This window comes from Edaphobacter sp. (assembly GCF_035532915.1).
Classification (GTDB): Bacteria; Acidobacteriota; Terriglobia; order Terriglobales; family Acidobacteriaceae; genus Edaphobacter.
Genome location: NZ_DATKQC010000079.1, coordinates 1 through 11,677, shown reverse-complemented (window position 1 = coordinate 11,677; position 11,677 = coordinate 1). Strand labels below are relative to the sequence as shown.

Sequence of the window (11,677 nt, the reverse complement as noted above, 5' to 3'; positions counted from 1 at the left end):
AATCATCTCCGCGCGTACGGTCTGAGCGATGGCCATGGCCATCACACAGTCGTCGTGCGCTCCGTTGGCCGCGCCGGTCCCGCCCGCCGGCAGCGAGATGTAGGTGCGGCACTCGCTCAGCAATCTTCTGCTCGCGAACCTTTCGGGTGACTCTACCAGCAGCGCTCCCATGCGGCTGATGATCTCCGGCTTGCTCGCCATCGTGGTCAGCCATCCCTGCTCCCCCGCCTGGCGGTAGACATTCGCATAGTGCTCGGAGTTCTCCAGAAAGGCCAGTACAGCGTGCCCATGATTATTACGTTCAACCACGATCGTTGCGTCGTTGTACTTTCGCGCCAGCTTCACTGCCTCCGCTGCCAGGTCTCGAGGCTTGATCCTCTGCTGCAACTCCGCGCACTGCATTCCCGTCTCCATGTCGATCACCTGCGCCGCCGCGAAGTCGCCATCCGAACCACCGCCCGCCGGGTCCAGCGCCACCAGGTATCTCTTGTCCGCAATGGCAGGCAGCCATATCTGTAACGCGCCGTTGCGCTCCGTCTCCGTCGGCTCGACCAACTCGGCCAGCCGCGCCTCGATTGCCGAGATCTCGAAGCAGCAGTCGCCCGTGGCCTTGAAGCAGGTCTCGGCGTCCTCGGCAAACTCCTGCACGCGCAGCCCGCGATAGCTCGTCTCGAGGCTGCGGCGAAAGCCGATCTGATCTGCGGTCAACCCATGCGCCAGCATCAGCTCCGTCTCGTCCTCCGTAAAATCTGTAACAGCAACAGATACATAAGCATCTTCAAGCCACCAGGGAAAGAAGTGGCGAACGACTCCATCGCCATCACCTGTCGCCATGGCCTGCCCCCACTCCTCGTAGAAGCAGCCATACGCGCCGTTCGGCGTGGACTCGATCACCAGCTCGCCGCCCGGTGCGAGCGCGGCGCGCATCCCCGCCAACGTCTCGCCCGCGTTGCCGGGCCATCGGCTCAACTCGCTGCAATGCAGGTTCTGCATGGTCAAGCCGCGGCCCGCGCCCACATCGCCCGCGCTCATCACGCGAAACTCGCTGTCCAGCTCGGTGAAGCGCATCTGGCCGGAGTTCGCCCGGCTGCGCTTGAGCGGCCCCTCGCGCAGCTTCTCGGGCAGGCACTCCCAGAAACGTTGCGCCATGCGAAAGATACTCTCTGCCGCCTCTTTCGTGTGCGCCACCTGCACGGTCATCACGCCTCGGGCAGTAATCGTCTTCAGAAAAAACCGTGCCGCCACCCAGGTGCTGATGCCCATCTGCCGTGCCTTCAGCACGATGTTGCGCTGCCCGCGATTCGTCTCAAACTGCTTCTGCACCCGGTTGGGAATTAGCGCTCGCTCCACGCCCTCCCGGTCGCGCACCTTCAACAGCTTTTTTGCGATCTCGAAGATCTTCGTTGAATCCTCTTTCATCTCTTTGCCGTACTTCAGCAAATCCTCCACACCCCACTGTTGTTCGCTCATCCCTTGCCCCCACGTCATCGACCCCCAGCAAAAATGCGGCCTCGTCCCAACCCAGGACGAAGCCGCACCGTAGTAAAAGCAGCCTTAGTTGTTGCTCACCCTCAGCCAACTGCATCCCGCGGTCGCGCGGTTCAGCACCACCGAGCGCAGCACCAGCGTTGCTCCGTTGGCGATGGCGATCGGCGTCGACGAGCCATCGATCAGCTCACCCGCTGCCGGTGCGACCGTCACCGTATTCGATCCGCTCGATTGAACGTTCTTGATCGAACGGCTGATGCCGGTGAAGTAGCCGCAGTCGGGCAGCGTCACCGCGACCGAGTTTGCCGCCGGACTCACCGGCAGATACAGGTCAGCGTCGACCGAGGTGTAGGTCGCGGCCGTCACGGTGGCACTGGTCGTCTGCGCCTTCAAAGCCGGCAGCAGATTGATCGCCCGCGTCTCCGCCGGGGCAACGATGTTCTGCTGCGCGGTCTGGCTCAGATGAATGCCGTCGGCCTGATAGTACGTGGCATTCGCATAAGCACCGGCTGCACCCAGCCGCGCATCCGAAGCCAGGTCGAGCACGAGGTCGCATCCCGTGTCCTGCGTCGTCAGCAGCGTATTGAGCGTCTGCATGTTGCTGTCCTGCCCGGTGCGGCTGATCATGTCCGAGACAATCGTCTGGAAGCCAACCGCCTTCGCCTTCCGGCAATACGACCGTATGCCTTCGAGCGCCGATTGCGCGGTGTGCCCGTTGCCCAGGTCGTTGGTGCCCGCCCACAGTCGAATCACGTTTCTTCCAGCATTGCGCCGGTACCGCGCGGCGTCGCGAGCGTCGAACATGTAAGCGAGATCGGTGGTCAACGCACCGCCCAGGCCGTAGTTCACTACGTCGAACGAGTCGGTCGGCGTAATGAAGCTGCTCGATGGCGTCACACCATGTCCGTTGGTCAACGAGTCGCCAATCGACAGATAGATGTCCTTGATCGTCGCATCGGGCGCCTGTGTGAACGCCACGCCGCGCGATTGCACTGCCTGCTTCACCGCGTTGGACTCCTGCGCCACCTGGGTTGCCGTCTTCTCATCCGAGTACGCCTCGAAGTAATAGAAGCTGCCCGGAAAATAAGTCGCCGCACCCGTAGGCGCGCCGCATACCTGATAGGCCCCGGTGGCCTTTCCTGTCGCCGCACCCAGTGCCGTGGCCGAGCTGACCAGAGCGCCGTCGATGTAGAACTGCGACGGGTCCGTCGTTGTATTGGTCCCCAGCGTGAGCGCGAAGACGTGCGTCCCCAGCAGGGTTCCACTACTCAGCGCTCCCACCTGCGCGCCATTGACCACGACGGTGGGCTGGTTTCCGTACCACTCATTTCCTCCGAAGAACACGCTTCTGTCGGAGATGCCAAACGGGGTGACGAACTGCGGACCGACCGGGGACCCTCCCGTCGTCTGCGCCGTCTCGGTGGAGGCCCACACAAACGTTCGCGCCGACTGCGTTCCCGTCGAGTTGAAGTACTGGCTCGACCCATTGCAGGTGATGCCCTGCGTCGTCCAGGTCGGATTCAGCGTGCTGCCCGGCAGCGTTGCATTGTTGCCGTTGCCGCTCGAGTCCGTGGGCGCGCCGCTGCCATCGGTCAGCGCATAGCGCGCCAGCAGGTTGGTCGCAAGCTGGCCCGCCATGCCGCTGGTGGTTCCACTTACCGTTGCCCAGGTGCCGTCTTCGCGCAGATAGCGTGTGGCACCCGCGCTTGCGCCGGGGTCCGGTACAGCACCCTGGGCGTGGCTGCTGCCGGAGCCGCCGAACACGGGCAACTGCGCCGCGCTGATCGCTCCGTTCAACGTGGTTGCGTTGATGGTGGTTGCGTTGATGGTTCCGGCAGTAAACGCCTGCGGTGTAAATCCGTAGGTCGTTCCGCGCAGGTTCATCGTCAGCGCGCTGGTCGTCGGCTGAAAGTTGATGGTGTCCACGCTGGTCTGGCTGTCCAGCTCGAACAGATCGTAGGCCGAGTTCCACTTGCCGCAGCCATGCGAGTTGCAGTGGATAGAAAACACGCTGCGCTCGCCTGCCTGCGCATCCATCGTCCTCTGCCATACTCCGCCCTCGAGAAAGGCCGCATAGGGCATCGTGTGGGTTCCGCCATTGCCCAGATAGCTGGAAGCGAGCGCGGCGTTTCTGACATACCAGCCGGAGAGCCCAGGCCCGACGTTCCCCGAAAACTGCACACCGGCTGTCAGCGCGAGCGTTGGCCGCGGCATGGTCTGGATAACGTTCATATTATCGGCTGCGATCTTCTGCTGATAGTAGTGCGGCTCTTCGACCGGATCGTTGGCCGCCCAGGGCACCGTGTTCGGAGCCAGCGTCAGCTGACCGTCGATCGTCCGGGTCGCCGTATCGTAGACGCCCAAGACCTCGGCCATCGGATAGAGCGCATAGCCGCCCGTGAGAATTCCCACCGTGCCGCCGCTGCTTGTGCTGTTGGCGCCGGTGTTGGCGTAGGTCAGCGTGTTGGCGGCGGTCGTGGTCACGACGTAGCTTCCGTTGTAGCTCGAATCGGCTACGCCGGAGATGGTCAGGGTCAACGCGTTGACATCCACCGGAAGATTTCCCGCCGTCGTGATAGTGACCACATTGTTGCTGCGCGAGATCGAAGCAATCGACGCGCTTACATTGAGAAAGCCCCCCGTCTGCGAGTTGATGCCCACAATCGCAGTCAGTCCGCCAGCGTAGAAGAGAGCGGTGGGCGAATACGATCCGATGACCGGAAACACCTGGCGAATGCCGTTGACGGTATCCACTGTTTCTTCGAGTCCGTAGCCGCACAGACCTCCCATCGCAATCGTCGCCCCGGTGCGGTGCACCTTCAGCAGCGTCATCTGCAGATGGGTCCCATCGACGACGGTGTAATTCGCCATCTCGTAGTTATGCGGATTGGTGTTGTTGGGCTGGTCGACCACGCAGGCCACGCCGCTCGGTGCGGGTGCTGCCGCGGTGTTGGTGGCGAAGCCGGCGGGCACGCTGGTCGTCGCCAACGCGATCGTTACCGTTCCCGGAGCGATATTGTTGGCCTGCGATGTGATCGTCTGCGCGGTCTGGAAGAAGACGCTCACCGGAAAATTCGTCCCGCTAAAGCTGGCGGTCGCGCCCGGAGTTCCGTTCGCCGCTACTGTACCGCTGTTCAGCAGGCCTGTCGTGATGACATCCGCGGGACTTTTGTCGATGAGGTATCTGCCCTCGCCCTGCGTGCCTGGCGCGGACGTGACCGCCACCATCACCGTCGTCGATCCCGACGTGCATCCCGTGCTGCATGTTCCCTGAAAGACGAGTGGATCTTCCTGTATCTGAAGGTCCATCGGATGAGCGCCTTCGTCGGCCTCATCGCGAAATCCGCCCGACGAGTTCATGAACTCCGCCCCGATGAGACAGTCGCCTACGCCGTAGCAGTCGATCTTCTGCGGAGACAGGATGTGCTGCCCCATCGCGTTGTAAGTGCCGTGAACGTTGAGTGCGGTGTATGTGCTCTTGAAGTACGGTACGGTCTCGATGGTCGACGGATACAGGTTCGATCCGCCGGTGAGCCCCTTGTGCGTGATCAGCAGGCCCGCGAAGTTCGGTTCCCCCGGCCCGCCGCGCTGGAAGACGGTAGCCGCGCTGCGCGTCGATTCGACATCGAGCACCTCTCCCGCGTCCAGCCCGGTGCCCAGTGCATCGATCGGATTGAAATAGGACTCATGCAGCCCACCGTCTCTCAGGTCTTCGACGTGCGTTCCGCTGAAGGTGCCGCTGTTCCAGGTCGACGGCGTGTAATTCTCCGTGGAGTTATAGCTCGGTTCTACATGGACGTCGCAGCCGCTCGCGCAGTCCGGACTGGCCATGGCGTTGGCGATGCCGTTGTTGCCCGAACCGTTCACATACTGGCTGGCATACACGGTGCCGTTCAGCTTGTTCGTTTCGAGGTTGGTGCCCGCGGGCTGGGTCACGATCTGCGACCCCGCAGGCGACAGCGAGACCTTCTGCCCCAGACCGCCTGCGACGCCGTCAATGCTCGCGTCGACATAGTGCTTGTCGGCGGCCTCTGTCGTTGTTGCGGGATCGCCGGACAGCTCCAGCGGCCCGGTCATCGTGTCGCCGGCCTTGAGGACATAAGGGTTCGTGCTGTCCAACGGATGCCCCGCGACCGCAGTGGCAATCGCCGTATCCACGTAGGCCTTGCTCACGGTCTGCATCGCGACCGAGGTGGGCAGCACGGTGTTCTTGATCGCGCTGACCTCGACCGCCGCCTGGCTCGCAGGCACCACCCAGAACTCGCGGCTGACGGTGCCGTCATCGAGATGATAGACGGCAGTGTAGTAGCTCCCCATCGGCGTGGCCCCGGCATTCGGAACCAGCTGAATCGTCACGGTGCCGCCGCCCGCGATCAGGGCGGACGTACTTCCGCTGGGCACGCTCTGCCCCAGTGCGGTCGTGAACGCCTGCCAGCTCACCAGCACCGTTCCTGTGGCAGCGGTGCCGTCCGCGCGGTAGACCGTATCTGTAACCGTAGTGGTAGCAATCTGCGCCATCGCACTCGCGGTAAATATTGCCAGCAGCATTCCCACCAGCCATCCTCTAATCTTCCAACCCATCCTGTTCCTCCTCATCGGTTGTTCTCTGATTTCTTCGTCTAGGTCGCGCGCATCGTCGCGGGCAGATAGCTGCGGAAGCAGACCACCGTCTCTCCGTCGTTGGCGTCCTTCACCGGCAGCGCGCGAAACGCGCCCGCAAGCCGCACCCGTTCGAGCGTTCCTGCCAGCACCTCGGCAGACTCCGCAGCCCCCTGCATCGGCTGCAATCGCGGATAGTGATAGATCACGCGGTCGCCCTGCTCGCCCTCCGTCACAAACAGCGCCGACCACTCCTGAAACCAGCCGCCGCCCTCGCGATCCACAAACCCGACCAGCCTGCTGACCTGCATGCCCGCTATTGGCGCGCCCGCCAGCAGCGCCGCGCCAAGCTGCAACACGCCATTCGTAATCGCGGCCACACGGCCAACATTCAGCGAGACGCGGCGCACATAGTTCACATCGCCGTTCACCGCGGCGTACGAAAAGACGTAGGCTCCGCTGACGCCGCTGCCGACAAATCCAATCTGGCCGGTGTAGTCGAGATCGACGGCGACCAGATCGCCGACGCTGAACTCCGTGCTCGCCGCGCCTACGTTCAACGCGGTGGCCGTCGATCCGACAGCCAGTGGAACCGCCGCCGCCGCCGTGCCGCCGCTTCCATTCGCCGCAGTCCCCGCCGCAGTTGCCAGCAGGTTCATCTGTTGCGATCCGGCAGCCAGCGCCATCTGCAGCTTGCCCCAGCTCTCGAACTCGAGCGACACCGTCGCCTCGATCTCAGACCGGACCTGCGTCTGCACCACGGCGGGAGCGCCTGTGCGCAATGCCTCAATTTTGGTCGCGGTCTTGCGCGCAAAGCCCGAGCACCAGCCCAGGTCGATCCACGGCGCGGGAGGCGCATCGAGGGTGAAGCCTCCTGTCTGCGCCGCGTCAAACAACGCGGGCACTCCCGCCGCACGGTTGACCGGGGCAAAGTACGCTCGCACCCGGCGCGTCACCGGGGCCACTGCACTCATGAATCCACTCACAGCTCACCCGCTTCCTGGTAGCAAAAAACCTCTACCGTCGCTACACGCTCCAAACGCTCGTCCGTCACTGCGACTGGTGCGAATGCTGCGTCGCCCCAAAAGACGTTGGTTCCCAAAGCCGTGGGCGGCGCTGTCGAATAACTCGTCTTGGTTACGCTGCGCGGAGGTGCGCCCAGCGCTGCCGCCAACTCCGCGTCCATCGCGGCAAGCAGCCGTCCGCGGTCCATGCCGCCGTTGCCTGCGTTGCCGTCGGTGGCGTAGCGAATCTCGCAGGCCATCGTCACCAGCGGCAGCGCGGCCTGCGGGTCTACCTTCAGCACGGTCCAGCGCAGGCGAAACGCATCGAGAGGTACAGCGTCAGACGGCAGCTCGTTCTCTTCGACCAGCACTGCGGGCCGGGTCACACCACGCACCACGATGGTCCGTGACGGATTGACCGCCGCCAGCCTTGCCTGCAGCGTTATATAAAACGTATCTTTCGCGTTCTGCATTTTGATCTGTAACCTTTCTCGATACAATCTCCCTGGCCCTGGCTAAACCACTTGCACCAGCGGGGCTCGCACGACCAGGCGGTAGAGATACGCCGATCCTCGGACCTCGGAGGCGGTGGTCGATTCAATCGTCATCAGCACGCCGTCGATCAGCACGCCGAACGTCGCGCCGAATAACGACTCGGCTGCGCCATAGCCCATCGATCCGACCAGCGTCTCCACCGCGTCGCCTGCGACCAGAAGCTCCCATCGCGTGGCTTTGCCTTCGGTCACGGTTGCGCGTGCTGAACGAAAGACGACTGGAGCTAACTCCAGGTCTTGAAACTGCGGCGTGGCCAGCCCCAACTGTTCGGTTACATCGCCCGCGCTCGCCATCGCAGGCATCCGCAGCAACACGGTGCGTCCGCCGACGCCGCGCAGCAACACATTGGCGGTGCGCACCGCCGCGCCTGAATCCATCAACAAATCTGCCATCGCGTCACCCGAGCCTCTCTGCGCGGTAGGGCCGCAAGAGCGCCTGTACGTGCGCGTCGAGGAGCGATCCGCTGAAGTACTGCATCTGCATGGTGTCCATGCGGCTCGACTTCACGTTCATCGCCGGAGTGGCCTGCGCGTTCTTCACGATCTGCACGCACGCTACCTTGACCGCGTCGGGAATGACGGTGAGGCCGGAGGTGTACGTCACCTGGACCTCGTTGTAACTAAGCCCGAGAAAGTTGAGCGGAAAGGTCAGCTCCGCCGTGGTCTCGTTGATGTCGACGCTGTTCACGTCGAGCGTGTTCCAGCTTCCGGGAACGCTGAAGGCCCAGGCGACCTGCTCGCGGAAGGGATCGGGCAACTCTCCGCGCCGGGGACGGCCATAGCGAACCTTAACATCGACCAGCGCGGAAGCCGCGCCAGCCGCGGGGGCGAGCGGTCGATAGCTGAGGCGCACGGTCTGCGCGCCGGAGGTAAACCGCATTCGTTCGACGTACTGCGTGACCATCAGGCTGGGGCGGCGGCAGTATGCCTCCATCAAGGCCGAGGCCATCGTCACCCAGTCGTCTGTCGTCTCCGCCGTCAATCCGTATTGCACGTACTCTGCCGGCAACAAGTAACCCATAAGCAGCTCCCTTTTTTAACAAGCAACAGGGACCGGCACAAATAGACCGGTCCCCGTCTGCGTTCCTTCGTTCAAGCGTTAGCGGTCGACGAGCACCTGGTAGTGGGCGTAGTTCGCGCCCTTGACGACGAGGCCGCCGAACTTCACCACGACATACTGCGAGGCGAGCGAGCCGGGGACGCCGAGCTGGAAGATGCGCGGGTTGGGGTCGCTGAGCCAGTGGTACTCGATCAGGTCTTCGGTGACGATGTAGGCGGGCAGCACGGCGGTTCCCGAGCCGGGAGTGCCGGTGTAGCTCAGCGTCCACTCGGGAATGAGCGGGATGTCGCCGGCCTGCGTCGAGAGCGTCTTGACGGAGAGGCCAGCGGCGATCTCCCTGGTGTTGAGCACGACGTTGAACTCGGCCTTCATCTCGCGGTCGATGAGGTCGAGCAGCACCGGGTTGGCGTAGATGGCCGTGGGCCGCACGCCGTAGGAGCTGTTCGAGACCATCTCGGCGATGGTGGACTTGAAGCCGTCGACGATGCTCTGCGTGGTGCCGATGTTGACGGTGTTGCCGCCAGCGGCGATCTGTCCGGCAGCGCCGAAGTATTGCGCCGTGGTGGGCGCGCTGAGGCTGGTGTCGTTGCCGTTCCAGAGCGCGACATCGTGCGTGCGCAGAACGCCGTCGACGGTGTCGGTGAGGTCCTTGGCCTGCAGATAGGCGAACTGGCTCTGCTGCTGACCAAGCTCGATATCGAAGAGGTTGTAGTTGATCTGCGCGACCAGTGCCTTCAACGGAACGCTGCGCTCGAGGCGGGTGGGATTGACGAGCGGAGCTACGATGTTGCGCGGATCGACGAAGCCGGTGGCGGCGGTCGGCGAAGGGATCGAGGTCTCCTCGAAGAAGCGCGAGGGGTGCCCGGTGGCGGGGACCTGCTTGATCCTTCGACCGAAGACGCCGCGCCGCTGCACCAGGTCGGTGATCTCGGACTGGTACATGGGAACTTCGATTGCACCGGGTCCAAGGTAGTCGGCTGCTGCGTGGATCTCAGTAAACTTGGCGTTCATTCTTAAATCTCCTTTTCAAAATGAAAAGGCGCAGCCGTAGCCGCGCCGTTCTGCTGTTGGTTTATCTCCGCTCGATTCGCGGCGAAGAACTTCTTCCTAGCCGAGCAGGCCCGCCCGCATCAACTGGGCCTTGACCGCGATGCGCTGCTCGAGGCTGAGGCTGACGAGAGCGGCGTCCAATGCTCCTGCCTCCATCGAATCGACGGTCACTCCCTGCTTGGCGAGCAGGTTTGCCATCGCCACCGGAAGCGTCTTGCGGCCATTTGTAACGGTGGAAGGTACAGAAGCGGCGGCGGCGCGCAGCTCGGCGATCTCGGCCTCGGCGGCGGCGAGTTTCTCTTCAAGCTCGGTCTCGCGACGCGCCTCGACGGTGGCTACGATGTGCCCGATACGCCCGATCGATTCTTCGGAGTCGCTCTGGCGCTGTGCCAGCCGCTCGACTGCCTGCTCGAGCAAGCCGGCCGCAGCGGCAAGGCGCTCGACGGTGACTCCCAACTCATCCTTCAATTCCATCTCCATGCTTTCCCTCACACTTTCTATTGCGGGTTATTTGTGGCTGGCCTTCTAGGCTGCAGACTTGGCCGTGGGCATGGCCTGCACCTTGAGGATGCCGACGACTGCCGAGATCAGGCTCTGGAGGTATCCGCTGTCGGCGGAGATTCCGGCCTGTTGCAAGAGCGACGTGACGGCGGACCCGGCCAGCAGCATGACCTCGGCCAGCTTCTGCGGGCCGGTGCCGCTTTGCGCGCCGCTGGCCGCGTACTTCTGTTCGATCAGCAAGACCGCGCCCTGGATCAGCGAGGTGGCATCGGCCACGGCGACGATCGCGGGAGCTGCCTGCGGGAACAGGAGAGCCACCAGCTTCTCGACGGGTACGGCATACTCTACCGCCCACTTCAGGCCTTTCTCAAAATCTTTTCCAACTTCTTCGAGCACGTTCAAAAAACTCATTGTGTCTCCTTGAACTTCTTCCAGCAAAAGCAATGGGTAAGTCCGCGTTCAGAACTTCGAACGCGGACTTACCCAGTTACAAATTCGGTGCAATGCGGCGTATCGGCCTGTCGGAGGAAAGGGTATTGCGCTGTGAACGAACCGCAGGTCCTTCGACTGCGCCTCTCGCGGTGAAGCTGCGAAAGGCTTCGCTCAGGATGACACCTCTTCTCAAGTTCTCAGGGGTCATCCTTTCTCCCTGCACCCTTCTCCCCGTGTGGATGTCGATACGGCCGAATCCCTCCGAACCCAGCCCCCAGCTAACGGGCCAATGCGGCCCGCCGCGCAACTGCCGGCCGCTTGAGCCGGAAACTTGTGCTCCGGTAAGCGGCCTTTTCTCGCAGCAGGATCGCCGCGCCGGTGAAGGTGGCGCGGGTGAGGGTCCAGACCGATGCGCTCATATCGGCTACGTGCGCGTCGGCCAACTCGTAGCTCATGCCCATGGCTCCCTCGACCTGGACCTTCGACTCCATCTCGGGAAAGTCGCGTGCGAAGAGATAGCCCGCCACCGTCAGCCGTTTGCCATCGACCTCGGCAGAGGTGATGATGCCGCACTTTTGGCGGGCATCATGGCCGTCCCATCCGGCCTTGTAGTCGACGGCCATGCCCAGCAGGCTGGGCAGCGCGGCTTCGGCTGCGGCCCGGGTGAGAACGACGCGATGCCCGCGGGCTCCGCTGGGGGCCTTGTCGCTGGCTACATCGACCAGCGTCAGGACGCCTTCAAACGGCAGCCGGTTGGGATGCCCATGCACGACCGGAAACTCGACCGCCATGGCTCGCAGCTCCATGCCAGCCGCTCGAGCTGAGCCTGCTGAACTTGCTGAATGCTGCGTCAATCCTGCTCTGCAGGCCATGCCGGCACGCCTGCGATGAACTGCCAACTGCTCTTCCATGCCACCTCCTCGAAACGGTTGCGAACGGCAATCTTCACTGCGCGGCGTTGCTGCGCGACCTCTGCTTCCACTTGTCGA

The 11,677-nt window shown here is 63.2% G+C and carries 10 protein-coding genes; all 10 read right to left on the bottom strand.

The window, feature by feature from the left end:
• Positions 1 to 1,470, bottom strand: a 1,470-nt coding sequence (locus tag VMU57_RS04205; RefSeq protein WP_325381100.1) for a terminase, incomplete at its 3' end; no start/stop codon positions are given.
• An 84-nt stretch (positions 1,471 to 1,554) separates the two neighbouring features.
• Entirely contained in the window at positions 1,555 to 6,069 is a 4,515-nt protein-coding gene (locus VMU57_RS04200) for a GDSL-type esterase/lipase family protein (protein WP_325381098.1), read from the bottom strand.
• A 38-nt stretch (positions 6,070 to 6,107) separates the two neighbouring features.
• A complete protein-coding gene (locus tag VMU57_RS04195; protein WP_325381096.1) occupies positions 6,108 to 7,061 on the bottom strand; it encodes a hypothetical protein in 954 nt (317 codons plus the stop codon).
• An 8-nt stretch (positions 7,062 to 7,069) separates the two neighbouring features.
• Complete coding sequence (locus VMU57_RS04190; RefSeq protein ID WP_325381094.1) at positions 7,070 to 7,564, bottom strand: hypothetical protein; 495 nt, start codon at positions 7,562 to 7,564, stop codon at positions 7,070 to 7,072.
• Positions 7,565 to 7,606: 42 nt separating this feature from the next.
• A complete protein-coding gene (locus VMU57_RS04185; RefSeq protein WP_325381092.1) occupies positions 7,607 to 8,038 on the bottom strand; it encodes a hypothetical protein in 432 nt (143 codons plus the stop codon).
• A 4-nt stretch (positions 8,039 to 8,042) separates the two neighbouring features.
• A complete protein-coding gene (locus VMU57_RS04180; RefSeq protein ID WP_325381090.1) occupies positions 8,043 to 8,666 on the bottom strand; it encodes a hypothetical protein in 624 nt (207 codons plus the stop codon).
• Positions 8,667 to 8,744: 78 nt separating this feature from the next.
• Positions 8,745 to 9,716 (bottom strand): hypothetical protein, encoded by a 972-nt coding sequence (locus tag VMU57_RS04175; RefSeq protein ID WP_325381088.1) that lies wholly within the window; start codon positions 9,714 to 9,716, stop codon positions 8,745 to 8,747.
• A gap of 96 nt (positions 9,717 to 9,812) precedes the next feature.
• On the bottom strand, positions 9,813 to 10,235 hold the full coding sequence (locus VMU57_RS04170) for a hypothetical protein (protein ID WP_325381086.1): 423 nt from the start codon (positions 10,233 to 10,235) through the stop codon (positions 9,813 to 9,815).
• A 45-nt stretch (positions 10,236 to 10,280) separates the two neighbouring features.
• Positions 10,281 to 10,667 carry a hypothetical protein gene (locus VMU57_RS04165; protein ID WP_325381084.1) on the bottom strand — a complete coding sequence of 129 codons (387 nt, stop codon included), beginning with the start codon at positions 10,665 to 10,667 and terminating at the stop codon, positions 10,281 to 10,283.
• A 299-nt stretch (positions 10,668 to 10,966) separates the two neighbouring features.
• Positions 10,967 to 11,479 carry a hypothetical protein gene (locus VMU57_RS04160; RefSeq protein ID WP_325381082.1) on the bottom strand — a complete coding sequence of 171 codons (513 nt, stop codon included), beginning with the start codon at positions 11,477 to 11,479 and terminating at the stop codon, positions 10,967 to 10,969.
• Between the last annotated feature and the right edge of the window lie 198 nt (positions 11,480 to 11,677).

Bases quoted from the DNA above. Each gene is read 5' to 3' on its own strand.
- VMU57_RS04200 (WP_325381098.1), bottom strand. From the start codon at position 6,069: ATGGGTTGGAAGATTAGAGGATGGCTGGTGGGAATGCTGCTGGCAATA.
- VMU57_RS04195 (WP_325381096.1), bottom strand. From the start codon at position 7,061: ATGAGTGCAGTGGCCCCGGTGACGCGCCGGGTGCGAGCGTACTTTGCC.
- VMU57_RS04190 (WP_325381094.1), bottom strand. From the start codon at position 7,564: ATGCAGAACGCGAAAGATACGTTTTATATAACGCTGCAGGCAAGGCTG.
- VMU57_RS04185 (WP_325381092.1), bottom strand. From the start codon at position 8,038: ATGGCAGATTTGTTGATGGATTCAGGCGCGGCGGTGCGCACCGCCAAT.
- VMU57_RS04180 (WP_325381090.1), bottom strand. From the start codon at position 8,666: ATGGGTTACTTGTTGCCGGCAGAGTACGTGCAATACGGATTGACGGCG.
- VMU57_RS04175 (WP_325381088.1), bottom strand. From the start codon at position 9,716: ATGAACGCCAAGTTTACTGAGATCCACGCAGCAGCCGACTACCTTGGA.
- VMU57_RS04170 (WP_325381086.1), bottom strand. From the start codon at position 10,235: ATGGAGATGGAATTGAAGGATGAGTTGGGAGTCACCGTCGAGCGCCTT.
- VMU57_RS04165 (WP_325381084.1), bottom strand. From the start codon at position 10,667: ATGAGTTTTTTGAACGTGCTCGAAGAAGTTGGAAAAGATTTTGAGAAA.
- VMU57_RS04160 (WP_325381082.1), bottom strand. From the start codon at position 11,479: ATGGCGGTCGAGTTTCCGGTCGTGCATGGGCATCCCAACCGGCTGCCG.